Here is a 25,411-nt window from a genome sequence, read left to right as displayed (position 1 = left end):
CGCCGCGATGAATGTGGGCTTGCCGGGTGGGGCGAGGGCCGAGGGCGCGGGCTGGAGCTGAGCGGAAAGGCGAGCTGGGCGGCGGATGAGGCCGGGGGAAGAGCACCGCGCCTTCCGCCTCCCGCGCCCTCACTTCCAGCCCCGAGCCCGCTCCCGCCATGCGGAGAAAAAAAGGAACCCACCCGAAGCGTTCGCGAAGGACCGGACGGAACGCACCGGGGCAAGCTCCGGGCGTCGCCACGCCGGAGCTCCGCCATGTTCGCCCGCATCGTCCTCGTCATCCTCGCCTTCGCCGCCGCCGCGAGCGCGGGCGCGCAGTCGTGCCCGCGGCACCTGTTCGTGAGTGGCTATTTCTCCAACAACGTCGCGATCTTCGATGCCTGCGACGGCCATTTCCTGCGCCAGCTCGATGCCGCCGGGCGCATCAAGGGTGCGCAGGCGGTGCGGCTCAATCCCGCCGACGACCTCATCTACGTGGTCAGCGAGGTCAATGGCCAGGTCCAGCGATACCGGCATGACGCGGGCTATTCCTTCGTCGACGTGTTCGCCCAGTTCACGCCCGAGATCGACCCGACCGGCATCGCGTTCGGCGCGGACGGGCGCGTCTACGTCGCGAGTTACGGCACGAGCCGCGTGTTCGAACTCGATCGCGCGACCGGCCAGGTGGTCCGCACCGTGCTGCCCGGCGACAGTGGCCTGCTCGGCGCCGACAACGGGCTCATGATGAGCGCGGCCGGGCTGATCTACGTGCCGGGCTACTCGACCTCGAGCGTCGCGCGCGTGAACCCGGCGACAGGCGAAGTGCGCGCGGCATTCGTGCCATCACGCGCGCAGGGCCTGCGGCGCACGCGCGGCATCGTCGACGAAGGCGCGACGATCCTCGTCGGCGGCGAAGGCAGTGGCGAGGTCTACCGTTTCGACGCGAACACGGGTGCGTTCGTCGGCAAGGCGGTCACCGGTCTCGGCGCGCCGACCGGCCTCGCCCTCGACGCGGACGGTTCGATCCTCGTCCTCAGCGGTAACCGCGTGCGCCGCTTCGATCGCAACAGCGGCGCGGACCTTGGCACGCTCGCGACCGTCGACGAGGGCGCGATCGAAGGCGGCACGTTCATCGCGCTGATTCCGGCCGTCGGTTCGACCGGCCTGATCACGAACGGTTTCACCGGCAGCTGGGTCGACGCCGGGATGGCAGGCCAGTTCGGTCTCGCGCTCGAAGTGCTGCGGGGCAACCTGCTCGTCGTGGAGATCTACATGTTCGCGCCCGGGGGCGGGCAGGCATGGATCGGCGGCGTCGGCGCGATCGAGGGGGACCACGCCACGGTCGTGATGTCGACGATCAATGGCCCAGGCGGTCGCTTCGGCGCGAACTTCGACCCTGCGCGCGTGCAGAACACGCCGTGGGGCACGGTCACCTTGCGCTTCGCCGACTGCAACCGGGGCAGCCTCGAGTGGACTTCGGACGTGCCGGGCTACGGCAGCGGCTCGATCCGGATCGTGCGCCTGACCCTGCCGGCGGGGTTGGCCTGTCCCTGAGGCAGGCGTTCACCGTTCCGTATTCGGGTGCCGTTGCGCCCTCCGTTCCCCGTTCCGTCATCGACGTCATTCCCGCGACAGTGGGAATGACGCCACATGCGCCTGGGCGCCTGAAAGCCTCCACCCCCGGACGCGAGGGGTACGCGGTCGACACGCGGATTGGGCAGCCGTCACAACTGGCGGTCCTCCACTTCGAAGTGACCCTGCACGATGCGCAGGGTCGCCCCCTTGTCGTCGACGAGGTCGAACGCGAACGTGCCGGCGTACACCTTGCCGTTCGCCGCCGTGATCTCGAAGCGGTTCTCCGCGCTGCGCTTGTCGAGCCGGTAGCTCGCGTCGGGATCTCCGCCCATCGGCTTGCTGCCCCGCTCGAAGGTGACGCTGCAGGTGCTGCGTGCGAACGCGGCTGGGTCGAGCCGCAGCGGTTGGCCGTCGACGAAGCCGTCGCAGACGATCGCCAGGCGGTCGATGCGCGTCTTCGGCGGCGGCCACGCGCTCGCCCCGCGTGTCGCCGCATTCAGCGTGAACGCGCCACCGCCGGGGGCGATGAAGCTGATCTCGGCGTCGCCCGATTCGAACGCGGCATCGCCGACCCGCGCGGCGAGCGACTGCGGATGCCCGGCGTGCGCGAGGGACACGAAGACGAGGAGGGGCAGGGCGAGACGGCGTGCTGTCGAGGTCATGCGAAGGCTCCGGTTCGTGGTGCGAGGTGCGCCGTGAAGACAGGACGCAATCCGGGCAGCGGAAGGGACATCGCCACCGCGGCGCGGTGCTAAAGTTCCGGATTCAGCCACGGCAGGAACGAAACATGCTGTCATCCTCGACCTATCCGATCGGCACGCCCGGCCAGCCCTGGGGCGACACGGAACGCGCCGAGTGGCGCGCGCGCCAGGTGCGTCGCCGCAGCTATGTCGACGAGGTTGCCCGTGCGATCGATCGCCTGCGCGACCGCTTCGACATCGCGCCCTACGGCCAGCTCGACTATCCGCCCGAGCAATTCGAGCTCTTCGCGGTGCGCAGCCGCGACTGGAACCATGCGTTGCCGATCGTGCTCGTCACCGGCGGCGTGCACGGTTACGAGACCAGTGGCGTGCATGGCGCTCTGCGCTTCCTCGACCGTCATGCGCAGGACTACGCCGGACGCGTGAACCTGCTCGTCGCGCCATGCGTGAGTCCGTGGGCGTATGAGCGCATCCATCGCTGGAATCCGCTCGCGCTCGATCCGAACCGCTCGTTCCGCGACGACAGTCCCGCCGCGGAATCGGCCGCGCTGTTGCGCCTGGTCGCGCCGCTGCGCGACGCCGTGCTCGTGCACATCGACCTGCACGAGACTACCGACAGCGACGAGACGGAATTCCGGCCTGCGCTCGCCGCGCGCGACGGCGCGCCGTTCGAGCCGGGCACGATACCCGACGGCTTCTACGTCGTCGGCGACAGCGACAATCCGCAGCCGGCGTTCCAGCAGGCGTTGATCGCCGCGGTCGCCAAGGTCACGCACATCGCGCCCGCCGATGCGAAAGGCGAGATCATCGGCTCGCCCGTGGTCGCGCCGGGCGTCATCAATTACCCGCTCAAGCAGCTCGGCCTCTGTGCGGGCATCACCAACGCGCCCTACACGAGCACGACCGAGGTGTATCCCGACAGCCCGCGCGCGACGCCCGAACAGTGCAACGCCGCGCAGGCGGCCGCGGTCTGCGCCGCGATCGACTTCGCGCTCGCGCACCCGCCGCGCTGAGCGACGGCGATCCGCACCGCATGCGCTGCATCGGCGTCGATGGGTGCAAGGCCGGCTGGTTGGCGGTCGAGCGCACGTGCGATGGTTTCGCGTTCGCCGTGCACCCGGGTCCGGGTGAACTCATCGCCGCGCACGCGGATGCGCGCGTGATCGCTGTCGACGTGCCGATTGGCCTGTCCGAACGCGGACCGCGCGCCCCCGATCGTGACGCGCGTGCATTCGTTGGCTGGCCGCGTGCGTCGAGCGTCTTTTCGGTGCCCGTGCGCGGCGTGCTCGGCGCGACGACGTATGCGGAGGCGTTGCGATTGCATCGGCAGCTCGACGGTGGTCGCGGCCTCAGCGCGCAGGCATTCGGTATCCTGCCGAAGATCCGCGCCTGGGACGAGACGTTGCGCGCGGACGCCGACGCGCGTGCGCGCGTGTTCGAGGTTCATCCGGAAGTCTCGTTCGCGGCGCTGAATGGGGGCGCCGGCCTCGTCGAGGGAAAGAAGACCCCTCGAGGGCGCGAGCGTCGCATCGCGCTGCTCGCTCGCGTGTTCGACGAGGCGGCCGTGCGGGCGTTGCTTGCGTCGGTCCCGCGCCGCCTCGCCGCTGCCGACGACGTGCTCGACGCGCTCGCCGCGCTGTAGTCCGCACGGCGGATCGCCGACGGCGTCGCGGCGTCGCTGCCGTCGTCGCCCGTGGTCGACGCCAACGGCTGGAACGTCGCGATCCACTACTGACCATGCGCACTGCGTCCGTGGGAGCGACGATCCATCGAAGAGCACCGCTGGAGCCCCTCACTCGTACGGCGCACATCACCTGCAGGAGCGCACCCCGTGCGCGACGCGCCTCGGTGCACTACGACGCCGCGTCGCCACGGGTCGGGCTCCTGCAGGGAACGCCGAGCGTTTCGTGCGAGCGGGAGAACACCGCGGCTGAAGCCGCTCCTGCATCGTGGCGCCCAGGGACAGTTGCTCTGCCTCGCGAACCGGCTTTGCGCGGGACCGGCTTCAGCGCGATGTCCTGCGACGCGAGCGCAACGGCACACGCATCGCGAACGAGGCTCCGCGCCCGCGCATGTCTCATTTCGCCGCGGCTGGGCGTTCTCCGTCGACGGGCCGCAATGACGCGGTCCCATTGTCAACAAAGGAGCTTTCCATGAAGAAGCGACTTGGCGCGATGCGCGTGCGCACGGTGTTGTTCGGTCTCGTCCTCGGGCTGTCCGCGGCTTCCGCGTGGGCGTTGCCGCCGGGCGGTGGCGGTGGTGGCGGTCACGTCTGCGTGATCGATCCGGCCAATACGAACCATTACCTCGCGTGCCTGAACTGGCTGCCGGCCAGCGTCTGCTGCGCGATCTACGGCATCTAGCCGTTTCCTGCCGGGCGACAGGGACGTCACCCGTGTTCACCCCGTGCCATGTGCGTCGGCGGCTGCGAGGAATGCAGCCGGCGATGCGGTCCATGGAGAACCATGATGAATCCAGTCCTGCGCAGGCTGCGGGGCGTCTTCTCCACGCTCGCGCTCGTCGCGGTCGCTGCCGCCTGCGGCTGGCTCGGCGTGTCGGTCGTGCGCAGCCTGGTCGCGCAGCCCATGCAGCAGACGGGCGATTATTCGGCGATCGTGCGCGAAGCCGGCCACCCGGTCGTGCTGTTCGCGACGACGACGTGTCCGTACTGCCGCCAGGCGCGCGCGCTGCTCGATGCGATGAAGGTGGAGCACGTCGTCTACGACGTCGACGTGTCCGACGCCGCACGAGCCCTCTATGGGCGCCTGCATGCGAACAGCGTGCCCGTGCTCGTCACCGCCCGTCTTCGCATCACCGGCTTCGACGAGGCGGCGTATCGGTCGCTGCTCACCCGTGGAGGTGCGGACGCGGCGTCGGGCCGTCCCTGAGTGCGCGTGTCGCGGGGCTGCACGACGAGCGCGGCGAAGGGCGCGACTAGAAAATCACGCGGAGGCCCAGTTGCAGCTGGGTGTCGTCGCGCTGCGCGGGGAGGCCTTCGAGTTCGCGCTGGTTGCGCCAGCTGCGCACGTGCAGCGCCTCGCCGGTCACCCGCAGCCATGCGCGCGGGCGCCAGTTGAGCGCGACGGTGAGTGCGCTGCCGTGCTCGCGCACGCGCCCGTCGATCGAACGCGGCAACTGGTCGGTCGAGAACGCGTCGATGCGCACCGCAGGTCGCCATGCACCCCGATCCCGCGCGGCGAGGAGATAGGCCGCCCGGAAATCGGTGTGCGTGGCGAAGAACGGCGACGGCGCGATCGCGGTCGAACCGCTCATCGCCTGGCCGAGCAGCACGACGTCGCCGACGCGCGACTGCGCGCCAAGGCTCCAGAAGTCGGTGTGCCAGCTCAGTACCGGCGACGTGCCGCGGCTGCGGCTCGCCGGATCGGCTTCGTTGTCGTAGCGCAGCAGGCTGATCGTGCCGACGCCGCGCGTTTCCCAGCTCGCACCCGCGTACCAGCCGAGGCGGCCGTCGTTCTCGAGGAACGGATTGAAGCGCAGCGGCACCGCTTCGTCCTCGTCTCGCGCATACGCATCCGGTTCGCGCACGCGGCTGCCGAGCCCGGAGACGAGATCGCTGATCGACCAGCCGCGCGCCGCGAGCAGTTCGCCCGCGGGGTCGTTGCTGCGCACGAGGGCGAACACGCCGGCGAAGGTGGAGCGCTCGCCACGCCACTCGAACGTGCCCTCCGCGCCGATGCCGCGCAGTTCCTCGCCGACCCAGGCGTTGATCGCGGAGGAGCTGAGCGTCCACGGGCTGCTCCAGCCGAGCGCGTCGTTCTCGAGCGATACGGGCGGGAAGAACGCGCCGAGCCTGACCGACCAGCGCAGCGGCGTGGTCGACACGGGACGGTAGCGCAGCCAAGCGTCCAGCAGGGACGCTTCGTCGCGCCCGGTGGCCTGGTACTGCAGTTGCGCGTGCGCCGCGAGCGCGGGTGCGAGCACCGCGTCGAACGCGACGCCTGCCTGCGCGCAGGTCGCATCCACGCCGCCGCCGCCGAAGCGCGTCTTGCCGAGCCCGCCGTCGGCATAGCTGCGTTCGTCCGCTCGCCCGACGAGCCGGCAGTCGAGCCAGCCGCGCACGTCGACGTCGGCCGCGCGCGCGAGCGGCGCGAGCGCGGCGCACGCGGCGAGCGCCACGGCGCGTCTCACGCGCGAACGCCCCGGGCCGCCGCGCTTTCGTCGCGCCCGAGCATCGCTTCGAGCGCGTCCGGCTCGAGCGCGGTCGCGATGTAGTAGCCCTGCACGTGGTCGCAGCCGACCTCGCGCAGGTATTCGAACGCGGCACGCGTCTCGATGCCTTCGGCCGTCACGCGGTAGCCGAGTCGATGGCCGAGCTCGACGATCGAGCGCACGAGCGTGCGGTCGCCGACGTCCTCCCCGAGCTTCTGGGTGAAGAAGCGGTCGATCTTGATCTCGCGCACGGGCAGGCGGCGCAGGTAGGCGAGCGAGGACTGGCCGATGCCGAAGTCGTCGATCGCGAGGTCGATGCCGAGGTCGGCGAGGCGCTTGAGCACCTGCACCGCGGTGTCGGGCTCGCCCATCACCGCGCTCTCGGTCAGTTCGAGCACGATGGTGCGCGGGGCGACCGCGTGCAGCGACAGCAGGTCGGCGACGCGCGTCGGCAGGTCGGCATCGTCGAGGTCGCGCGCGGACAGGTTGATCGCGATGCGCAGCTCGTGCCCGCGCGCGGCCCATTCGTGCGCCTGCGCGATGGCGCTGGCGAGCACCCAGCGCGTGACGCGGCGGATGTTGCCGGTGCGTTCGGCCAGCGGGATGAAGGCGTCGGGCGGTATCGCGCCACGCAGCGGATGCTGCCAGCGCAGCAGCGCTTCGGCGCCGTCGATGCGTTCGTCGGCGAGGCGCAGCTTCGGCTGGTAATGCAGGCGCAGCTGGTTGCGGTCGAGCGCCTCGCGCAGTTCGCTCATCAGCGTGAGCCGCTCCGGCCGGTGCGGGTCGGTACCCGCGTCGTAGACGGCGACCGGATCCTCCGCGCCGAGCGCGGCGAACAGCGCGACCTCCGCGCGACGCAGCAACGCGCCCGCTTCGTCGCCGTGCACGGGATGGAGCGCGATGCCGATCGCCGGCGCGGTGTCGATCGACAGGTCCGCTTCCTGGTACGGCACGCCGAGCACGTCGAGGATGCGGAATGCGATCGCGATCGCCTCGGCCTTGTCGGCGCCGTCGAGCCACACCGCGAACTGCGTGTCGGTCGCGCGCGCGACGATTCCGCGCTGGGCGAACGGTCGCAGGCGCATGCCGGCGTCGTGCATGAAGCGGTCGCTGATCGTGTGCCCCATCGTCTGGATCACCTCGGGCAGCCGCGCGAGGCCGACCATCAGCAAGGCCCCCGCCTCGGGCCGCGCGAGCAGCGCCTGGCGGATCGCCGCCTCGGCGGCATGGCGGTTCGGTAGTGCGGTGACCGCGTCGTGCTCGGCCTGGTAACGGATGCGTTCCTCGCGCTCGGCGATCGCGAGCGTCATGTTCGACAGCGCGGCAGCGAGCTGGCCGACTTCGTCGCGCTTGCCGGATGCGGCGGCCGGCGCATAGTCGCCGGCGCCGATGCGGTGCGCGGCGGCGGCCAGCTTCTCGATCGGCCGTGCGACGCCGCGCGCGATGAGCAGCGCGCCTGCGAGGCCGATCGCGAGGCCGAGCGCGACCAGGCTCGCCCATGCGACCGCCACCGGACGGTACTGGCGCAGGGCGTCGTCGAGCGAATAGCCGAGCATCGCGGCAACCGGCGCGCTGCGCTCGGACTCGCGCAGGCGCGTCGCGAGCACGACGTACTCGCGCGCGTCCAGCTGCATCAGGGTCGGGTGCAGCGGCAGCTCGCGGCCGGCGAGCGCGGGCGCGATCTCGACGCGGTTGTCGCCGCGCGCGATGTCGGCCCAGCGGCCGTCGCCGCCGAGGGTGACGAGCTCGAGCGAGTTCGGCAGCGCGGACGACTTTTGCAGGTGCGCCAGCAATGCGTCGTCGACCGGAATGCCGGCGGCGATCAGCGCGATCGGCTTGGGCGCGTACACCGGCACGACGATCATCCAGTATGCCTTGCCGCCGATCGCGACGACCGCGGCCGCGGGATGGTCGAGCGCCGCCTCGGCGAGGTCGGGGAACGGGAACGTCTCGCCCGCGGGCGCGGCCGTGTCCGAGCGCACCATGCCGTCGAGGCCGACCAGCAGCATGCGTTCGGCGCCGATGCGCCGGCCATGGTTGCGCAGCGCCGACAGCACCGTGCTCTGGTCGTTCTGCGCGATCGCCGCGCGCAGCGCGAAGTCGAGCGAGAGCACCTGCACGTTGTCGGCCACGCGCGCCGAGATGTCGTCGAGCTGGCGCGCGACCGCGGTGGCGCCGACCGCGAGCTGGCGCTCGCCATCGGCGATCAGCGCGCGGCGCGCGACGCCATAGGCGAGCAGCGCCGTGAACGCCTGCACCGCGACCAGCGTGGTGACGAACAGCAGTGCGAGGCGCAGGCGGAAATTCATGGTCAGTAGCGCGTGCGCTCCCGGTCGTCGGGATCGGGGCGCGGATCGGCCAGTAGCGGCAGCGAGAACCGCAAGCTCGCCGCCTCGCCGCCGACGTCGATCGCCTGTTCCGGCTCCGCCTTGCCCGGGCGCAACTGCGGGTGCCAGACGCTGACGGTGTAACGGCCGGCGGGAAGGGCGTCGAACACGGCGCGGCCGCGGGCGTCGGACTTGGCGATCCACGGCGCATCCGACACGTAGAGGTGGGTGATCATGCGGTCGTGGATATTGCAGCCGACCGCGATCTCGCCGGTGCGGTCGAGCACGACCGGTGGCGTCTCGCCGCCCGGGGCGATGACGAATTCGAACGACTTCGCCGGTGCGAACGAATAGACGTGGTGGCGCGTACGGTCACTGTTGTGGAACACGACGCGGTCGCCGGGGCGGAACACCTCGACGTAGGGAATGAAGGTTTCGTCGTGCTGGTCGATCGCGCGCGTGACCGCTTCGCGCGCCGGAGGCGCACCGCGTCCGTGCACGCTGACGACCGCGTCCGTGGCGGGCGCACCGTGGAGGTCGACGACGACGACATCGAGTTCGCCCGCCGTCGTCACGGACGAAACGCATACCCACGCAGCCATCGCTGGCAAGCCGACGCGCATCCGTTCCCCTTCACGGACGAACCGGGGGCAGTCTAGCGCATGGGGCGTGGGGCAGGATCACGGCAGCGACATCGGGTGGCCGCAGTACGCCTGCGTTCGGACGGGCGGGGCGACGGTGGCCGCAATGCCGAGCGTGGCGGCGGCCACGGGCCGCCGCCACGAACATGCCTCACGCCACCGCGAGCGTCACGTCGATGTTGCCGCGCGTCGCGTTGGAATACGGGCAGACGACGTGCGCCTGATCGACCAGTGCCTGCACCTGCTCGCGCGGCAGCCCGGGTACGTGCACCGTCAGCTGCGCCTCGATGCCGAAGCCGGTCGGGATCTGGCCGATGCCGACGCGGCCGGTGACGGTCGTGTCCGCCGGCAGCGTGATCTTCTGCTTGCCCGCGACGAACTTGAGCGCGCCGAGGAAGCAGGCCGACCAGCCCGCGGCGAACAACTGTTCGGGGTTGGTGCCGCTGCCGCCGCTGCCGCCGAGCTCGCGCGGCGTCGACAGCTTGACGTCGAGCGCCCCGTCGGACGAGGCCGCATGGCCTTCGCGGCCGCCCGTGGCGGAGGCTTCGGCGACGTAGAGGACTTTTTCGATGGACATGGAGGTACTCCTTGGGATCGGGGGAATGCGGCATCGCGCCGTGGCGATACTGTGCCCCGGTGCGCCCGTCCGAAGGCGAACGCCGAGTACGGGAAACTTGATCCGGCGTACGAAGCTCAGCGCGGGCCCGGCGGCAGTGCGGCTTCCGCGATCATGAGGTCGATGCCGAGCGAGGTCAGCGTGACGAGCGCGAGCGCACCGTCCTTGCCCGCGGCGAGGCTCGGGCCGTTGCCGTCCGGCACGCGATCGCTCGCGATCTTCACGGGCGTGCCGTCCGGCAAGTTCGCGCGCCAGAGCGCGCCGTGGTCAAGCCAGGTGACGACATCGCCGGTGATCGTGAACGCCTCGCCATCGTCGTCGCTCGCGAGCGTGCGCACGATCGTCGGCGTCAGCCAGCGCGCGACGTGCAGGTCGGTCGAGCCCTGCGCTCGCCAGACGACCCAGTCGTTCGAGGCGCGGTAGGTCGTCACGGCCTCGATGCCGGCCGGTTCGGCGACAGTGCTGCCTGCACGCAATTGCATGAGTGGCCGGCTGTTGCCGTGGCCGCCGAGGTAGACGAGGCGATCGGCGAGTTCGACGCCGAGGAACGCGTCGGTTTCGACATGCGCAATGGGCGTGGCGACGTCGCCGTCGAGCGGATAGCGGTACAGGCGCGTATGCCGGTCCTCGTAGGCGGTGATCACGAGCGCATCGCCGCGCGGCGTCCAGGTCGGGCGCAACCAGCGGAACGCGGGATCGAGGGCGAGTGGCCGCACCTTGCCGTCGCGCAGGTCGACGACGAGCACGCTCTCGGCGCCGCTGCGGTTGCTGATCAGCGCGATGCGCGTGCCGTCGGGGGAGAATTCCGGCTGCGATTCGTAGCGGTTCGAGCGCGCGATGACGCGCCACGGCGCCTGCGCGTTCGCACGCAGCCAGACGTCGGCATCGTAGTTCGCTTCCGCCCATACCGCGGCGCCGTTCGGCGCGAGATCGATCGACAGTGCGCCACGTCCGCCGATGAGTTCGGGCCGATGGCCGGCGCGCAGGCGGTGCAGGGCGCGGTAGAGCGTGAGGTCGCCGGCGACCCACAGCGCGTTGCCGGCAGGCTCGAACGCGTGCGCATAGGCGGGTTCGGATCGGTCGAGCAGCGCAGTGCGCGTGCGCATCGCGGGCCAGTCGGCCTGCCAGAGCTGCTCCTCGCCCGCGTGGCGGCTTGCGTACACGAGGCGCGTCCGATCGGGCGACAGGCGTGCATCGACGTGCGCGCCTTCGGCGATGTCCGGCGTGGTGAGTACGCGACGCATGCCGCGGCGACGATCGAGCACGACCAGGCCGGGGGCGTGCGCGGCATCGGCGGCGGAGCCGGTGAAGACGAGAGCCTCGCCGCCCTCGACCCATTCGGGCCCGGTTTGCGGCGCGGGCGCGCATTCCGCGAGGTGCGTGCGCTGCAGGTCGACCAGGGCGACGCTCCACAGTTCGCAGCCGCCATCGAGGTAGCGCGTGAGCGCGATCTCGCGTCCGTCCGGCGACGGCGCCGGGCGACGCAGGGCGTGATCGTCCTGCCAGAGCACGCGTTCGGCGAGCGTCTTCGGGTCGACGAGCACCAGTTCGCTCGCATCGCCGTCGCCGGTCCCGCGCACGTAGGCGACGCGGCCGGCCGGATCGAAGCGCGCGTCGTACTCGAGGCGAGGATCGCTCGCGAGCGGATGCGCGCCGAGCAGGCCCATCGCGAGCGCGGCCGGGCCGGCGACGCGCTCGCGCGCGTGCCACCAACCGGCGAATGCGGCGAGCCCCGCGACGACGGCAAGCACCGCCGTGGCAGCGATGCGCCACGGCGCCCGCGTGCCCTGCGGCGACGCGTCCGCCGGCGACGGCGCCGCGATGCGGTCGACCGGCGCGATCCAGCGGTAACCGCCCTTGGACAGGGTCTCGACGTAGCGGGGTGCGCGCGCGTCGTCGCCGAGCACGCCGCGCAGCTCGGCGATCGCGCGCGAAAGCACTTCGTCGTTGACCTCGCGCCGCGTCCATACCTCGTCGATGAGGCGTTCGCGCGCGAGCACCGCGCCCGGCTCGTCGAGCAGCCGTCGCAGCAGGCGGTCGAGCAGGGGCTTGAGCCGGGCCTCGCCGGCGGGACCGACGAGGCGGCGCAGCGCAGGCTCGTAGCGCCAGTCGAGGAAGCGGTAAGCGATCGCGGGCGTGCCTCGGTCGTCCATGCGCGCGATGCTAGCAAGCCGGGAGTGTCGCTTCGCAGCGTGCGCGCATCGAATGGAGGAAAAAAGGAGGAAGGACGGAGCGGTCGCGAAGGACCGGCGGCGCATCGGCAGCGATCGTCGCGGCTCCGGGGCCCGGGGAGAACCTCCATGTCGATCCGCATCGCCGCCTGGCTGCTGTCGCTCGTGACCGCCGGCGCGCAGGCGACCTGCGCGCAACACCTGCTCGTGAGCGGCTACTTCTCCGACAATGTCGCGATCTACGACGCCTGCAGTGGCGCGTTCCTGCGCCAGCTCGACGAGGCCGGGCACGTCCATGGCGCGCAGGCCGTGCGCCTCAACCCTGCCGACGGCCTGCTCTACGTCGTCAGCGAACGCGATGATCAGGTGCAGCGCTACCGTGCCGACCTCGACTACGCGTTCGTCGACGTGTTCGCGCAGTTCGGGGCCGACGTCGATCCGACCGGCATCGCGTTCGGCGCGGATGGCCGCGTCTATGTCGCGAGCTACGGCACGAGCCGCGTGCTGGAACTCGATCCCGCCGACGGCACCGTGATCGGCACCGTGTTGCCGTCCGACAGCGGCCTGCTCGGCGCGGACAACGGCCTGGCGATGAGCGGCGCCGGCCTCCTCTACGTGCCCGGCTATGATTCCAGCAGCGTCGCGCGCATCGACCCCGCGACGATGCAGGTGGAGGCCGCGTTCGTGCCGGGCGGCAGCGCCGGCCTGTTCGAGACGCGCGGCATCGTCGACGAAGGCGCGATGATCCTCGTCGGCGGCGAGGGCAGCGGCGCGATCTACCGCTTCGACGCGACGACCGGCGAGTACCTCGGCACCGTGGTGAGCGGCCTGAACCGTCCGACCGGCCTCGCGATCGCCCCGGACGGCAGCCTGCTCGTGCTCGCGGGCAACCGCGTGCGCCGCCATGACCGCGCGAGCGGCGCGCTGCTCGGCATCCTCGCCGAGGGCGCCGCCGGCGGCATCTCGGGTGGCACCTTCCTCGCGCTCGGGCCGAATCCCGAGGCGATCTTCGAGGACGGTTTCGATGCGTGACGACGGCCGGCGTCGTCGAAGCGCCCGTGGCCCCCGCTGCCGCTCCATTGCGTGTATCGAAGCAAGGGTCCCGCCGGGACCACACCGGAGCCCGTCCATGCGCGTCGTACTTTTCTCGATCCTGGCCGCATTCGCATCGCCTTTGCTCGCCGACGGCGTGAGCGGCAGTTGCGAGCGCGACGGCAAGCGCCTCGTGTTCACCGACGGCATCGCGTTCCAGGATGCACGCGATGCGCAGGGTGTCGTCACCACGACGATCTACCTCACGGCCAAGCCGCTCGATCGCGCGGCACTGGCGAAATGCGCCGCATGCGCGGCGGCGCCGGGCGAAAGCACGTTCACGAGCCCGCGTGGCGACGTGATCGAGGCGCAGCGCGCCGCCACCGCGGCCGGCTGGATGGAGATCGCGCACACCGGCGGCGACCTCGACATCGCGACCATCGTCAATCTCATGTATCTCGCCGATGACGGCACGCTGACCGGCCTCGACGGCGGCAACGGTCGTGTCGAGTTCACGACCAAGAGCGGCACGCGCATGAGCGGCAAGGTCGTCACCGAAGCCCGCGAGGCGTCGATGAACGAGACCGACATGCACTGCGACGTCACGTTCGATCTCGCAGTCGGCTGGCCGCGGGGCTGATGCTCAGCGGGCGTGCCGGCCCGCGCCGCGGACCGCGAGCACGCCGTCGAGCGCGAGCTCGGTCGTGAAGCCGGCCCGGGCGAGCCGGCGCGCGACTTCGAGCGGCACGTCGCGGCCGCTGGTCTTGCGGTTCGGCGTGCCGGTGTAGTGGAACATGCGGCCGCGCGGTCGCAGCACGCGCGCGAGCTCGTCGTAGAACGCCTGCGAATACAGCTCGCCGGCGATGCCGAAGCGCGGCGGGTCGTGCAGGACCACGTCGTAGGCGGCGTCCGGCAAGGTGCCGATGCGCGTCGCGACGTCGGCCTGTTCGAGCAGCAGGCGTCCGCGCGCGGCGTCGTCGTCGGCGTCGGGCGACCACGGGTTGAGGCTGCGCAGCCACAGCACGTCCGCGTTCTTCTCGAACGAGTGCACGCTGCCGGCACCGTCCTCGAGGCAGGCGCGTGCGAAATAGCCGAGCCCGCCGCAGGTGTCGAGCACGTGCCTGCCGCGTGGCGCGACCAGCGCGATCTTGCGCTGGGCGTCCGCGTACGGCGAAAGCTGCGAGGTCGGCAGCATCTTGATGCCGTCGATCTCGAACGTCGGTGCGCCCCATGCGGTCGGCACGAGCTTGATCAGTGCACCGTCGTAGCGTTGCGCGGCGACGAACGCGGTGCCGTCCCAGACGTAGATCGTGCGGTCCTTCAGCGGCCCGGGCCAGGGATAGTCGCGTCCGCGCCAGCGCCACCCGGTCCCGGCGAGCACCGCTTCGCCCACGCTGCAGCCGAGGTCGAGCGAGCCCGACCAGGTCGTGTGTCGCGCGACGAACGCGGCGCGCATCGCATCGACGGTTTCGCGCGTCAGCAGGGGACCGGCGTAGCGGGCGTGGGGCAGGGTCATGCGGCGGGCCGGTATGGTCGAAGCGGCGATGGTAGCCGCAACCACGGCGACCGCCGCGCCGCTCACAATCCGCTGTCGAGCGACGAGCCGTCGGCGAACTCGACCCGTCTGGGGTTCCAGACCAGGGTGAAGCGGTCCGAGTCGTCGTCGATGAACGCGCGTTCCTGCGCACTGGCGTGCCGATTGGGATTGGCGCAACGGAATTCGACGCGGCTCGCCGGTTCGATCGGTCCGCGTCCGCCGAGATCGACCCAGCAGAGGTTGAGCGGCAGCCAGGCTTCGCGGTCGCGGGCCTCGAGCGAACCCTGCACGCCGGTGATCGTCCTGCCGCCGAGGTTGTGCAGCGAGACGGTTACGACGAAGACGGTCGCCTGTTCGCCCGGCGATGCGGGCTTGGCCGGCGCCGACGGATCCCGCGCCGCGTACAGGTCGCCTCGTGCGAGCACCTCGGCGCGCGCGACGCCCGCCTCGACTGCATCGCGCAGTGGCGCCATCGCCGCGTCGCGGTCGGCCTGGCGTCGGGCAGCCTCGGCGTCCTTCGCGTCGCGCCTGACGTCCCATGCCTTCTCCAGCGCGATCGCTTCGCCGAACGTGCGCGCGGTGAAGGGCTGGTCCGGGTCGGCGAACTTCGCCGGCAGCACGTCGCCGTGGCTGCGCCTGACGTAGGCTTCGACCAAGGCGCGGTCGGCAGGGCTCAACCGCTTCAGCTGCACCTGCACCGACGACAGGTCGGTGGTGCCGAACGGGAGAGCGGTGCGGAGAGGGTCGCGTAGCCCGTGTGCGAACCAGGCCAGCAATGCGATCGCGACGAGTCCGCCGACGACGTGCTTCACTTCCATCGATTCCCCCCGGAATCACCGTCCGCCGCGGCGGCCGTCCCGATGAAGCATATACGCCTCGTGGACAATCGTCGGCACGCGGCGCCGCCAGCCCGCGCTGCGTGGTGCATCGACCGTTATGATGCCGCGCCGAACGAGGACGCCCAGCCATGCCGTACGCGCCCACCAATCCCGCCCGCGCCGCGCGCTTCGGCACGATCGCCTTCGCCGGCGTGCTCGTGTTCGCACTGGCCTGCGTCGCGGCGCAGATCTTCCGCACCGACCTCGACTGGACGACCGCGCCACTGAGTTTCTACCTGCTCGGCGCCCATGGCCAGATCGTCAAGGCCGCCTATGTCGCGCTCGCCGCGTCGCTGGTGGCGCTCGGCCTCGGCTTCCGCGCCGCGTGCGTGCCGGCGCGCGCGCGCATCGCGCCGGCGCTGTTCGCACTCGGCGGCGCCGCGCTCGTGGTGACCGCATTCGCCGAGCCGGCGACGCGGCCGGGGCCGCACTCGCTCGAAGCGCGCATTCACGGCCTCGCGGCGATGACCGCGTTCCTCTCCGTCACGCTCGCGATGCTGTGGCAGTCGCTCTGCCTGCGTCGCGACGCAGGTAGGCACGTGCGCTTCACGACCGCGCTGCCGCTGGCCACGCTCGCATTCCTCGCGCTGCTCGCCCACGCCCTGTTGCGCATCGGCCCGCGCGGCATCAGCCAGAAGGCCGTGATCGTGCTGATCCTCGCCTGGCTCGCGACCGGCGCCTGGCGCCTGCGCACGGCGCGTGCGGCGGTGGCCATCGACGCGACGTGAGTACGCGGGCCGCATGCTCGAGCGGCATGCACATGCGCATGCGTTCCGCACCAGCGTCCGCCACGCCGGCCGGCTGCACGGGCAAGCATGCGCTCCGCTGCCCGTGCTATGGTGACGGCGGCGTTGCAAGGCGCCTCCGGGTCCGCGGGAAGGGTTGAACCCACTTGTAGCAGCTGGCCATCCACGACCTTCGTGCAGCCGGGATTGCGGACCTTCGGCACCCATGCATGGAGGTTGTCATGACAAGCCTGCCGCAGCGGCCGGACCTCGATCAGCTCAGGAAACTGGCGAAGGAACTCCTCGCCGCCTACCGTGCCGGCGAGCGCGCCGCGTTCGAACGATTGCGCGCGTCGCTGCCTGCGGCGCAGGGCAGGGACGATGCGGCGATCGCCGCGCTCGGCCTGCGCCTGCACGACGCGCAATCGTGCCTCGCGCGCGAACACGGTTTCCCATCGTGGGCACGGCTCAAGCAGTACGTCGAAACGCATGCGGCGGATGTCGACGCGCGCGAACGCCTGCAGCGCTGGATGGCGGCGACGTTCGGCGGCGGTTTCAACACCGCGCGTCCCCATCTCGCCGCGCGCATGCTGCGCGAGCGGCCACGCCTGCTCGATGGCGAGCCGCTGCTCGCCTGCGCGGTCGGCGACGTCGCGACCGTGCGCGCGCGGCTTGCCGCCGATCCGCAATGGGTGCACGAGCGCGGCGAGGGCTGGACGCGCACGCCGCTGGTCGCGGCGTGCTTCTCCGCCTTCGTGCGGCTGCCGGAATTCGCGACGGGCGTGCGCGAGGTCGTCGCGCTGCTGCTCGCTGCCGGCGCGGATCCGAACGATGCGACCGAGGACGCCGAGTTCCCTGGTGATCCACTCAGCGTGTTGTACGCTGCCGCGGGTCGCAACCACGATGCGGCGCTGACGCGCATGCTGCTCGATGCCGGTGCGGATCCGGATGACGACGAGTCCCTCTATCACGCGGTCGAGGGCGACGACATCGAGTGCGTGCACCTGCTGCTCGCCGCCGGCGCGCGGGTGGGCGGCACCAACGCCATGCTGCGCGTGCTCGATTTCGAGCGCCCCGACTGCCTGCGCCTGCTGCTCGCGCACGGCGGCGACCCGAATGAGCGCACCGGCGACGGTCCGTTGCCGCACGCGTTGCGCCGGCGGCGTTCCGCAGCGGTGGTGAAGCTCCTGCTCGAGGCCGGCGCCGATCCGAATGCGCGCAATGCGCATGGCGTGCCTGCACTGAAGATCGCCCGGCACATGGGCCTCGCCGAGGCAGCGGTGTTGCTGCGCGAAGCCGGTGCCGTCGACGTCGGAGCCGCCGACGAGCGCGAGCGCTTCGTCGTTGCCTGCGCGAGTGGCGACCGCGCGACGGCGGAGTCGATCCTCGCGCGCCGCCCGCGCATCGTCGCGGAACTCGACCGGATGCAGTTGCGCCTGCTGCCCGAACTCGCCGCGAGTGGCGCGGGCGAAGGCGTGCGCCTCATGGTCGAACTCGGCTGGCCGGTGGCGGTCCGCGGCGGCGACATCGACGGCAGCGCGCTCAACTGGGCGGTGTTCCGCGGCGACAGTGCGCTCGCCACGTTCCTGCTCGCCCACGGCGCGCGCTACGACGAACGCCACGCGTACAACGACGACGTTTACGGCACGCTCAGCTTCGCCTCGCGCAACCGCCCGCAGGGCCCGGGCGACTGGCTCGGCTGCGCGCGGGCGCTGATCGCGGCCGGTTCGCCGATACCCGATCCGCGCTATCCGTTCGCCGAAGACGTCGCCGCCTGGTTCGATACGCTGCGCTCGTCGTGAGATGCCACTTCGCACCCGCCTCGGGGCGGGTGCGAGCCGGCGCCTCGCGCTCGCGTGTCGGCCCCTGCGCGGCGACGGATCAATCGCGATCCGGCGCGCCGAGCGGGAAGTACGGGCGGAACGGACGCGCTTCTTCGACCGCGCGCGCGAACGACGGCCGCGCGAGCAGGCGGCGGCGGTACGCGCCTACGTTCGGGAAGCGGTCGCCGAGCGGGTGCGTCCAGTCGGCGTAGAACAGGAACGGCGCCGCGGCGCAGTCGGCGAGGGTGAAGGTGTCGTCCACGGCCCAGGTCCGCCCGACCATGTGGCGCTCCAGCCATGCGTAGGCGGTATCGAGCATCGCGCGTGCCTCGGCGACGCCGTAGGGATCGCGGTCGGCTTCCGGCCGCAGGCGATCGAACACGACCTTCTGCTGCGGCGTCGAGACGTAGTTGTCGAAGAAGCGGTCGAGCGCGCGCACCTCGAGGGCGGCCTCTCGATCGTGCGGCAGGAGCGCGACGGGTCCAGGGTGGCGCAGCGCCAGGTGTTCGATGATCGTCGTCGCCTCGACGATCGTGCGGCCGTCGTCGACGAGCACGGGAAAGCGCCGCAACGGCCACAGGCGCGCCAGTGCGTCGCGATGCTCCTCGCTTTCGAGGTTGCGGTATTCGAACGGGATGTCGTTTTCGTACAGGGCAATGAGCACCTTCTGCGAGTAGGAGGAGAACGGGTGGGCGTAGAGCGCGGGACGCGAAGCCATGGGTGGTTTCCGGTGTGGGTTCGCCGGTTCGACGAATGGGAGTGCCGCGGATCGACACCGCGATCATCGCCGCTTCGCCGCCTGCGGGGCACGGGACGCGCGCGGCGCGAGCTGCGCGCCTTCGGCGAACAGCGGACGACGCGCCGCGGATGCGGCGCGGTCCGGATCACGTGGCCGCGAGCGTCGCGGCGCTCAGTTCTGGATACGGACCTGGATCGGGTAGTACGCGCCCGACAGCTGCGCCGCGTCCCAGAGGTAGGTCTCGTCGCCGTAGCTCGGATGGCTCTTCTGGCCTGACGGCGAGGTCGCCTGCACGAACAGTTCGTAGTCGCCGTCGGCAAACGCGCGGCTATCGAAACTGCGCAGGTAGCGGCCCTGCGGCGTGGGTACGTCGCGGCCTGTGTCGAGCGCGAGCACGCGCGTGCTCGTTTCGGCGCCGCCGCCGCTGGGGCGCAGGAACACCTCGACGGTCGCGATGCCGGTGGTGCCGCCCGTGCTCCACACTTCGGTGCTCTGCACGGGGAAGACCATGAGTTCCGGCGCCCAGTTCGCATAGCTGTGGTTGCCGACGACGAGGTTGAGCGGTACGACGCCGGAGATCGCGATGCGCGCCGGCGACTCGGCGCTCAGGTGGTGCTCGTCGCCGACCTGGGTGTCGCCGATCTGCTCGAAGCGCGCGGGCAGGCCGAGCCGCGGCAGCTCGCCGTGCAGCGGGAAATGGTGGATCGCCGATGGCGGCGTGTAGGCGGGCGCGCTGCCCGGCGGGTAGGCGACCTCCACGTGCACGTCGAGGATGCCGGTGTTCTCGGCGAAGAACTGGAAAAATTTGTCGCCGACGACGAACGGCGACGTGCCGCCGTGGACGAGGGTGCCGAGCGGGATCTGCACGGTGTACGGAATGCCCCAGGCGAGCAGGTCGGGGTTGTACGGCACGCTGTTGTTGATGCGCGGCGGCAGCGGATGGCTCGCGTTGCCGTTGAGCGTCACGTGGTCGCCCGGCAAGAGGGTGAAGGCCGAGTAGTCGCCCATCTGGTAGGTGAGCACGAGCGTCGCCTGCGCGGTCGCACCGGCGACGGTGGGTCGCAGGTCGTCGGGAATCCTGACCGTGAAGCTCGGGAACTCGCCGTTGCCGCGGTTCGCCTTGCGATAGTCGGTGCCCTCGATGCGCGTGACGTAGTTGTGTACCTCGCGCGCATCGACGTCGGGGCCGTCGAAGCCGAAGTTGTCCCAGTGCACGAGGTAGTACGGCACGGCGTCCTTGGGCGTGTTGTAGCCGAATGCGATCCACAGTGGCTCGTAGTCGCCGGGCGCGAGCATGTAGGGCGCGTAGCTCGCGTCGATGACGCTGCGGCCATCGATGAGAACTTCGATGCCGTCGGTGCCGACGCGCGCCTCGAACGAGCGGCGCACGTTCGAGACCGCCTGGCGGCCAGCCTCCTCCATGTCGACCGAGGCGATCGGGTGCGAGGCGCCGTCCATGCCCACGATGTTGACGCTGAACGTCTGGAACTGCGCGCGCAGGCGCAGGGTGCCCGCGGGCAGGCCGCTGCCGCCGTCCATGTCGAAGAAGTCGACGTGCGCGGTGAGGTCGGTGCGCACCGGGTTGAGGTCGAGGTACCAGACCGAACGCGGGCTGAGCGGCGCGTCCATGTCGAACACGATGCGCCGGCGCACGCCGCTCTCGATGCGCACCGGCTTGCGGAAGCGCTGCGAGGTCTGCGAGCGGTCGCCGGTATTGTCGACGCGCGTGCCGTGCAGCGTGTGCGCGTGGTACTGGTCGTTAATGAAGAACAGGTTGAAGCGCGGATCGGTCGAGGTGACCGTCGCGTTGTTCCACAGCGTCTCGTCGGCGGGGCCGAGCGGCAGGTTGAAGTCGTCGAAGTGGGTCATCGACGCGCGCAGCGCGGCGACCCGGCTGCCGTCGCCGCCCGGGAAATCGAGGTCGCGCGGCTGGCTGATGATCTCGCCGAGCGCATCGATGCGCTGCACGCGGACGTGGTACGGCGCGTCGTTGAGCAGCGGCTGCAGCTGCACGCGGCGATTGGCGGTCACGAGCCAGCGCAGGCTCGCGGCGTCGGATTTCGCGCGCGCGCCGCCGAGGCAGCCGAGGCTGCCGTCGTGCTTCGCGTCAGGTCGCGGCATCGATGCCGCCGCGTCGGCCGGCCACCAGCTGACGAGGAAGCCGGCCGCGTCGCGGCCGCTGCCGTCCATCGTCCACCATTGGCCCCAGGCATTCTCGCCGTCGTAGTCCATCTCGAGCGTGGCGACGCGGTCGTCGCGCAGGATCGTGACCGCCGGAGGCGGCTCGAGTGGCTCGAAGCCGTCGCGGAACACCGACTCCGCGCTCGCCGGCACGTTCCAGGCGGCGGCTGCGGCAAACAGGGCATGGAGTCCGTGACGTGCCGTCCGCGGGGCGGACGGAAGAACGCGATGCAGGGTCATCGGCGTACTCCGGCGAGCGGTGCGCGCATTGTGCGCGCCGCCGCGGGGATTTCCGGGCGCCGCGTCACAAGTGGCGGAGCGTTCGTCGCGCCGATGCGGTGGGCAAGCAGGGATCGCGCCGCCGCAGGGCGCTGGCGCATCGGCCGTCGGGTGCCCCGGGCCGGCGGCGGCCACGGGCATCGGGCGCGGATCGCACCCCGGACGCGCAACCTGTTCAGCGCAACGGCCCCGGCAAAGTGTAGGATCGGCACAATGGACGATTAAGGGGATCGTTCATTGCTACAGGGGTGATACAAATGAATGGTGGACTCGAAGCCGTGGCGGATCCCGCGGCGTGGTATGCGAGCCGCCCATGGACGGCGCGGTATCCGGACAACCTGCCTCGCGAGATCCGCGTGGCACCCGACGAAACGATGCTCGCACTGCTGCAGGAAGCGTGCGCGCGCCATGCCGACCTCGTCGCGTTCGAACTGGATGGAGAACGACTCACCTACGCCGAATGGGCGCGGCAGGCCGATGCGCTTGCGCGCTTCTTCGTGCACGAGTGGAAACTCGAGCCGGGCGACCGCGTGGTGTTCCTGCTACCGAACGTGCCCGCCTTCCCGATCGCGCTGCTCGCGGCGTGGACGGCCGGCCTCGCGGTCATGCCGGTCTACATCGCGGCGACCTCGCAGGAGATGGAAGGGCCGATCCGCGCGATCGCGCCGAAGGCGGTGGTCGGCCTCGACGTGCTGATGCCGACCTTCCGCGCGGCGCGCGGCAGCGAGGCGATGAAGCAGCTCGTCGTGACCGTCGCGCCCGACCTGTTCGGCGTCGCGCCGCCGGGGCCGGCGGAGGCGGTCGCGTTCGGCGATGCGCTCGCGCGTGGCATGCGCCTGCCGGCAGTGCAACGCGAGGTGCGTGCGGGCGATCTCGCGCTGATGTCCTACACCGGCGGTACGACCGGCGTGTCGAAGGCGGTGCGCACGACCCACGCGAACATGCGCGCGGGGATCGAGATCCTGCGCCTGGCGATGGAGGAGCACACCTGCCGCGCCGGTGGCCTCGTCGCGAGCGTGCATCCGTTCTCGCACGCGGCCGGCATGTCGGTGAACCTGCTGCAGTATTCGAGCCGCGGCGTCACGCAGTTGCTGTTCCCGCGCATGATCGACGCCGAACGCGTCGTCGCCGGCTGGCGCGGGCGGCCGATCAACTCGATCCTCGCCGGACCCGCGTTCCACAACCGCCTGATGGCGACGCCCGGTTTCGCCGAACTCGATTTCTCCGCGCTGCGCTCGGGCCTCGTCGGCGGCATGCCGCTGCGCGCGGACATCCGCGACCGCTTCGAGCAGATCACCGGCAAGCCATTGCTGCAAGGCTACGGCCTTACCGAGACGTCCGTGCCGATCGCCGGCGAACTCGGCTTCGAACGGCACCTCGGCAGCGTCGGCTTTCCGTTCCCGTCGGTCGAAGTCACGATGCGCGATCCCGATACGCCGGACCTGCGCGCGGTCGCGCCGGGCAGGATTGGCGAGGTCTGGTTGCGCGGCCCGTTCATGATGGCCGGCTACGACCAGCGGCCCGACGAGAATGCACGCGCGATCACTGCGGACGGCTGGTTCCGCACCGGCGATCTCGGCCGCATGGAGCCTAACGGCGCGCTCTACCTGCTCGGGCGCATCAAGGACATGATCAACGTCGACGGCGCCAACGTGTATCCGGCCGCGATCGAGGACGTCGTCGGCGCGCATCCGGGCATTGCGGACGTCTGCGCGGTCGGCATGCCCGACGAGGAGGACGGCGAGCGCGTGCGCCTGTTCGTCGTCAAGCGCGACCCGGCCCTCGACGAGGCGGCGGTGCGCGCGTGGTGCCTCGAGAAGCTGTCGCACTTCAAGCAGCCCAAGCGCGTCGAGTTCCTCGACGCGCTGCCGCGCTCGGCGGTCGACAAGCTGCTGCGACGCGAACTCGCCGAGCGGCCGCTGTAGTCGCGCCGCGGCGAACCGGCTCCGCGCCGGTTCGCCGCGGCGGCGTGCATCCGCCTCAGTGGAACGAGCCGAGCGCGTTCCACTCGGCGAGCCGGTCGCGCGTGTCGCGCACGCGCGGCTCGGCCGCCTGCCATTCCGAAATCCGCGCCGGATCGAGCGGCAGGCCGAACGCGTCGACGAACTGGCCGCGGCGATAGGTCGCCGACTGCCAGCTGCCACCGCCGATCCTGACCTGGACGTCCTGGCCTTCTTCGGGGATGTTGCCGTTCATTGCGATTCTCCAGGTTCCGTTCGACGACGAGGCACGCCCCGCGTGCGCCGCCGTACGATCATGTTCGTACATCAGTGGCCGGTCGGTGTTGCGATAAATGCGATCCTGCTGCCGTCGGCCGCGGTCGCACGCCCGGTGACGACGCCCGCGTCATTGATGTCGTCGGCGAGCGTGAGCGTGCCGTCGAAGCCATTGCTGCGGTCGACGAGGTCGTCGAGGTTGGCGAGCTGGCCATTGCGCCAGATCCATGGATGGAAGTTCGTGCCGTCGTTGGAATAGCCGACGACCTCGCCGCGCAGGTTGATGCCGGTGCCGATCGCGGCGACGTCGCCGGGCAAGAAGTCGATCCACGTCCATCCGCGCGAGCGTGACCAGGTGAACGCGCGGGTGAAGTTGCCGTCGAAATCGTCGGGCACGCCGGCGAAGCCGGCGACCTCGCCGCGCTCGGTCAAGGCCATCGGCGTGTTCCAGTACGGCGCTCCGCTCGGGTTGTCGATGCGCACGAGGTGGCCGCCGTCCCACAGCACGGCATGGCGCGCGCTGGAGCGGCCGACCGCCTGGTCGCAGATGCCCGAGATGCCGGCGATCTGGCCGCGGTCGTTGATCGCGGTGGCCGAGCCCGACGTGTCGCCCTCGACGAGCGGCAGGGCCCGCGGCCGGTGGTCGAGCCCCCAGACCACGGGCCGGAACTGCCGTACCTGCGGCGCGAGGCAGGCAGCATCGATCACGCCGTTTTCGGCCCAGCCTACGGTCTGGCCCCAGCTGTTGGTGCCGGTCGCGAAACTGTTGTGCCCGCCGGGCAAGGGCGCGAGGTCGTGCATGCGGCCGAAGGCCCAGAGGAAGCCGTGGCAGGCATGGCCGCCGGGATTGGCGAGGAAACCGCCCGCGGCGCAGCTCCAGCCTTGGCCGCCGCCGGGATCGGGCGCGTCGACGAGCGAGATGCCCGACACCATGCCTAGCAGGTTCTTGCTCGGCCAGGCGACCGCGCTGGCGAGATCGGGCGCGTGGCCGAGCGTGCCGAGGTCGATGATGCGCCCGAGTACCCACGCGGTTGCATGGCGTTGCCCGTTCGCCGCGTTCGAATAGCCTGCGACGAGGCCGAGGTCGTTGATGCTCTTGCCGCGCGTGTTGGCAGCGACGCCGCCGTCGAGCGCGGGCAGCACCGTGACGCGGTAGTGCGGGAACGACGCCGGATGGGGCGCCGGTCTGGCGAAGGCGGCCGGCGCAGCGACGCCGAGCGCGGCGGCGATCGCGAAAGTGATGATCTGGCGCATGGGTCTCTCCGATGAAGGACGTCACCGTTCGTGACGGCAGCAGCGTCGTCGCTGCGACGACGCGCCGGGAGGCCCACTTTCGCGATGCGTGCTGGTCCGGTCCGGCGCCTCAGTCGTGCGAGGGGCGCGCAACGGCGCGCGCGCGGCGCAGGTATTGCCCCGTGTGGTAGCTGCGATAACGGCAGACGTCGAAATCGCGCTGCACGAGCACGCGGCCGTCGCGGAACGTGCTGCGCAGGTCGCGCAGGCAGCCTTCGCCGCGGATCGCGACCGTGGCCGAATCGCCGCCGCCCTGCAGTGGCGCATCGCCGAGTTGCACCTCGCGCCACTCGCCGCTGCCTGCCGGCGCGACCGCGAATGCGGTGAGGCTCGACGGCGCCGTGTTGACGAGGTCGAGGTAATGCAGGTCCTCCGCCTGCGCCATTCCACCAGCGAACAGCAGGGTGATCAGGATCGTCGCGTGCATGGGTCCTCCGCCGTCCGGCGCGCGATCACGGCGATCGCTTCGAGCCGGCCTGCGGCATTGGACGCGGCGCGGCGCGTGCGCGCGGCCGTGGCGGGACGAAT

General features: G+C 71.1%; 23 protein-coding genes. 10 read left to right on the top strand and 13 right to left on the bottom strand.

The window, feature by feature from the left end; all coding sequences use genetic code 11:
- Positions 1-255: 255 nt before the first annotated feature.
- On the top strand, positions 256-1,533 hold the full coding sequence (locus EV148_RS12075) for a Vgb family protein (protein WP_131998556.1): 1,278 nt from the start codon (positions 256-258) through the stop codon (positions 1,531-1,533).
- A 170-nt stretch (positions 1,534-1,703) separates the two neighbouring features.
- On the opposite strand, the gene EV148_RS12070 is transcribed toward EV148_RS12075, so the two are convergent.
- Positions 1,704-2,216 (bottom strand): hypothetical protein, encoded by a 513-nt coding sequence (locus tag EV148_RS12070; protein ID WP_131998554.1) that lies wholly within the window; start codon positions 2,214-2,216, stop codon positions 1,704-1,706.
- Between the two features lie 125 nt (positions 2,217-2,341).
- Here EV148_RS12070 and EV148_RS12065 point away from each other — a divergent pair, with 125 nt between their 5' ends.
- From EV148_RS12065 to EV148_RS12050, 4 genes are all read left to right on the top strand, one after another.
- Positions 2,342-3,268 (top strand): M14 family metallopeptidase, encoded by a 927-nt coding sequence (locus EV148_RS12065; protein WP_131998552.1) that lies wholly within the window; start codon positions 2,342-2,344, stop codon positions 3,266-3,268.
- A 20-nt stretch (positions 3,269-3,288) separates the two neighbouring features.
- Entirely contained in the window at positions 3,289-3,897 is a 609-nt protein-coding gene (locus tag EV148_RS12060; protein WP_131998550.1) for a DUF429 domain-containing protein, read from the top strand.
- 511 nt (positions 3,898-4,408) lie between these two features.
- Positions 4,409-4,618, top strand: a complete 210-nt coding sequence (locus tag EV148_RS12055) for a hypothetical protein (protein ID WP_131998548.1) — start codon at positions 4,409-4,411, stop codon at positions 4,616-4,618.
- 102 nt (positions 4,619-4,720) lie between these two features.
- Positions 4,721-5,143 (top strand): glutaredoxin family protein, encoded by a 423-nt coding sequence (locus EV148_RS12050; protein ID WP_158287450.1) that lies wholly within the window; start codon positions 4,721-4,723, stop codon positions 5,141-5,143.
- A gap of 46 nt (positions 5,144-5,189) precedes the next feature.
- On the opposite strand, the gene EV148_RS12045 is transcribed toward EV148_RS12050, so the two are convergent.
- From EV148_RS12045 to EV148_RS18525, 5 genes are all read right to left on the bottom strand, one after another.
- Positions 5,190-6,404, bottom strand: a complete 1,215-nt coding sequence (locus tag EV148_RS12045) for a porin family protein (RefSeq protein ID WP_131998544.1) — start codon at positions 6,402-6,404, stop codon at positions 5,190-5,192.
- Complete coding sequence (locus EV148_RS12040; protein ID WP_131998542.1) at positions 6,401-8,734, bottom strand: putative bifunctional diguanylate cyclase/phosphodiesterase; 2,334 nt, start codon at positions 8,732-8,734, stop codon at positions 6,401-6,403. Before EV148_RS12040 ends, EV148_RS12045 begins: the two co-directional genes overlap by 4 nt.
- 2 nt (positions 8,735-8,736) lie before the next feature.
- Positions 8,737-9,327 carry a cupredoxin domain-containing protein gene (locus EV148_RS12035; RefSeq protein ID WP_131998540.1) on the bottom strand — a complete coding sequence of 197 codons (591 nt, stop codon included), beginning with the start codon at positions 9,325-9,327 and terminating at the stop codon, positions 8,737-8,739.
- Positions 9,328-9,544: 217 nt separating this feature from the next.
- The gene (locus EV148_RS12030) at positions 9,545-9,970 is read right to left on the bottom strand and encodes an organic hydroperoxide resistance protein (protein ID WP_131998538.1); all 426 of its coding nucleotides are present in this window, start codon (positions 9,968-9,970) and stop codon (positions 9,545-9,547) included.
- A gap of 116 nt (positions 9,971-10,086) precedes the next feature.
- A complete protein-coding gene (locus EV148_RS18525) occupies positions 10,087-12,162 on the bottom strand; it encodes a winged helix-turn-helix domain-containing protein (protein WP_158287449.1) in 2,076 nt (691 codons plus the stop codon).
- Positions 12,163-12,309: 147 nt separating this feature from the next.
- On the opposite strand from EV148_RS18525, the gene EV148_RS18520 reads away from it, so the two are divergent.
- Both EV148_RS18520 and EV148_RS12020 read left to right on the top strand, forming a co-directional pair.
- Positions 12,310-13,212 carry a Vgb family protein gene (locus EV148_RS18520; protein WP_158287448.1) on the top strand — a complete coding sequence of 301 codons (903 nt, stop codon included), beginning with the start codon at positions 12,310-12,312 and terminating at the stop codon, positions 13,210-13,212.
- Between the two features lie 97 nt (positions 13,213-13,309).
- Positions 13,310-13,852 carry a hypothetical protein gene (locus EV148_RS12020; RefSeq protein ID WP_158287447.1) on the top strand — a complete coding sequence of 181 codons (543 nt, stop codon included), beginning with the start codon at positions 13,310-13,312 and terminating at the stop codon, positions 13,850-13,852.
- 3 nt (positions 13,853-13,855) lie between these two features.
- On the opposite strand, the gene EV148_RS12015 is transcribed toward EV148_RS12020, so the two are convergent.
- The gene (locus EV148_RS12015; protein WP_131998532.1) at positions 13,856-14,728 is read right to left on the bottom strand and encodes a class I SAM-dependent methyltransferase; all 873 of its coding nucleotides are present in this window, start codon (positions 14,726-14,728) and stop codon (positions 13,856-13,858) included.
- 62 nt (positions 14,729-14,790) lie between these two features.
- Complete coding sequence (locus EV148_RS12010; RefSeq protein WP_131998530.1) at positions 14,791-15,567, bottom strand: hypothetical protein; 777 nt, start codon at positions 15,565-15,567, stop codon at positions 14,791-14,793.
- A gap of 149 nt (positions 15,568-15,716) precedes the next feature.
- On the opposite strand from EV148_RS12010, the gene EV148_RS12005 reads away from it, so the two are divergent.
- Both EV148_RS12005 and EV148_RS12000 read left to right on the top strand, forming a co-directional pair.
- Positions 15,717-16,355, top strand: coding sequence for a DUF998 domain-containing protein (locus EV148_RS12005; protein WP_131998528.1), 639 nt, complete (start codon positions 15,717-15,719; stop codon positions 16,353-16,355).
- 239 nt (positions 16,356-16,594) lie between these two features.
- Positions 16,595-18,154 carry an ankyrin repeat domain-containing protein gene (locus tag EV148_RS12000; protein WP_131998526.1) on the top strand — a complete coding sequence of 520 codons (1,560 nt, stop codon included), beginning with the start codon at positions 16,595-16,597 and terminating at the stop codon, positions 18,152-18,154.
- Positions 18,155-18,233: 79 nt separating this feature from the next.
- On the opposite strand, the gene EV148_RS11995 is transcribed toward EV148_RS12000, so the two are convergent.
- Positions 18,234-18,893 (bottom strand): glutathione S-transferase family protein, encoded by a 660-nt coding sequence (locus EV148_RS11995; RefSeq protein WP_131998523.1) that lies wholly within the window; start codon positions 18,891-18,893, stop codon positions 18,234-18,236.
- 192 nt (positions 18,894-19,085) lie between these two features.
- A complete protein-coding gene (locus EV148_RS11990) occupies positions 19,086-21,335 on the bottom strand; it encodes a hypothetical protein (RefSeq protein ID WP_131998520.1) in 2,250 nt (749 codons plus the stop codon).
- 395 nt (positions 21,336-21,730) lie between these two features.
- On the opposite strand from EV148_RS11990, the gene EV148_RS11985 reads away from it, so the two are divergent.
- Positions 21,731-23,299, top strand: coding sequence for an AMP-binding protein (locus EV148_RS11985; RefSeq protein WP_158287446.1), 1,569 nt, complete (start codon positions 21,731-21,733; stop codon positions 23,297-23,299).
- A gap of 55 nt (positions 23,300-23,354) precedes the next feature.
- Here EV148_RS11985 and EV148_RS11980 read toward each other — a convergent pair whose 3' ends face one another.
- The 3 genes from EV148_RS11980 to EV148_RS11970 form a co-directional block, all read right to left on the bottom strand.
- Positions 23,355-23,570 (bottom strand): hypothetical protein, encoded by a 216-nt coding sequence (locus EV148_RS11980; RefSeq protein ID WP_131998514.1) that lies wholly within the window; start codon positions 23,568-23,570, stop codon positions 23,355-23,357.
- A gap of 71 nt (positions 23,571-23,641) precedes the next feature.
- Positions 23,642-24,844: a hypothetical protein gene (locus tag EV148_RS11975; RefSeq protein ID WP_131998511.1), complete on the bottom strand. Its 1,203-nt coding sequence runs from the start codon at positions 24,842-24,844 to the stop codon at positions 23,642-23,644.
- 109 nt (positions 24,845-24,953) lie between these two features.
- Entirely contained in the window at positions 24,954-25,310 is a 357-nt protein-coding gene (locus EV148_RS11970) for a hypothetical protein (protein WP_131998508.1), read from the bottom strand.
- Between the last annotated feature and the right edge of the window lie 101 nt (positions 25,311-25,411).

Origin of the sequence: Dokdonella fugitiva (genome assembly GCF_004342425.1) — a bacterium.
GTDB classification, from domain to species: domain Bacteria; phylum Pseudomonadota; class Gammaproteobacteria; order Xanthomonadales; family Rhodanobacteraceae; genus Dokdonella_A; species Dokdonella_A fugitiva.
The sequence above is the reverse complement of the archived record's forward strand: the minus strand, read 5'-3'. Positions and strand labels throughout refer to the sequence as shown.

Coding starts and splice junctions, on each gene's coding strand:
- EV148_RS12075 (WP_131998556.1), top strand. CDS start 256: ATGTTCGCCCGCATCGTCCTCGTCATCCTCGCCTTCGCCGCCGCCGCG.
- EV148_RS12070 (WP_131998554.1), bottom strand. CDS start 2,216: ATGACCTCGACAGCACGCCGTCTCGCCCTGCCCCTCCTCGTCTTCGTG.
- EV148_RS12065 (WP_131998552.1), top strand. CDS start 2,342: ATGCTGTCATCCTCGACCTATCCGATCGGCACGCCCGGCCAGCCCTGG.
- EV148_RS12060 (WP_131998550.1), top strand. CDS start 3,289: ATGCGCTGCATCGGCGTCGATGGGTGCAAGGCCGGCTGGTTGGCGGTC.
- EV148_RS12055 (WP_131998548.1), top strand. CDS start 4,409: ATGAAGAAGCGACTTGGCGCGATGCGCGTGCGCACGGTGTTGTTCGGT.
- EV148_RS12050 (WP_158287450.1), top strand. CDS start 4,721: ATGATGAATCCAGTCCTGCGCAGGCTGCGGGGCGTCTTCTCCACGCTC.
- EV148_RS12040 (WP_131998542.1), bottom strand. CDS start 8,734: ATGAATTTCCGCCTGCGCCTCGCACTGCTGTTCGTCACCACGCTGGTC.
- EV148_RS12030 (WP_131998538.1), bottom strand. CDS start 9,970: ATGTCCATCGAAAAAGTCCTCTACGTCGCCGAAGCCTCCGCCACGGGC.
- EV148_RS18525 (WP_158287449.1), bottom strand. CDS start 12,162: ATGGACGACCGAGGCACGCCCGCGATCGCTTACCGCTTCCTCGACTGG.
- EV148_RS18520 (WP_158287448.1), top strand. CDS start 12,310: ATGTCGATCCGCATCGCCGCCTGGCTGCTGTCGCTCGTGACCGCCGGC.
- EV148_RS12020 (WP_158287447.1), top strand. CDS start 13,310: ATGCGCGTCGTACTTTTCTCGATCCTGGCCGCATTCGCATCGCCTTTG.
- EV148_RS12015 (WP_131998532.1), bottom strand. CDS start 14,728: ATGACCCTGCCCCACGCCCGCTACGCCGGTCCCCTGCTGACGCGCGAA.
- EV148_RS12010 (WP_131998530.1), bottom strand. CDS start 15,567: ATGGAAGTGAAGCACGTCGTCGGCGGACTCGTCGCGATCGCATTGCTG.
- EV148_RS12005 (WP_131998528.1), top strand. CDS start 15,717: ATGCCGTACGCGCCCACCAATCCCGCCCGCGCCGCGCGCTTCGGCACG.
- EV148_RS12000 (WP_131998526.1), top strand. CDS start 16,595: ATGACAAGCCTGCCGCAGCGGCCGGACCTCGATCAGCTCAGGAAACTG.
- EV148_RS11995 (WP_131998523.1), bottom strand. CDS start 18,893: ATGGCTTCGCGTCCCGCGCTCTACGCCCACCCGTTCTCCTCCTACTCG.
- EV148_RS11990 (WP_131998520.1), bottom strand. CDS start 21,335: ATGACCCTGCATCGCGTTCTTCCGTCCGCCCCGCGGACGGCACGTCAC.
- EV148_RS11980 (WP_131998514.1), bottom strand. CDS start 23,570: ATGAACGGCAACATCCCCGAAGAAGGCCAGGACGTCCAGGTCAGGATC.
- EV148_RS11975 (WP_131998511.1), bottom strand. CDS start 24,844: ATGCGCCAGATCATCACTTTCGCGATCGCCGCCGCGCTCGGCGTCGCT.
- EV148_RS11970 (WP_131998508.1), bottom strand. CDS start 25,310: ATGCACGCGACGATCCTGATCACCCTGCTGTTCGCTGGTGGAATGGCG.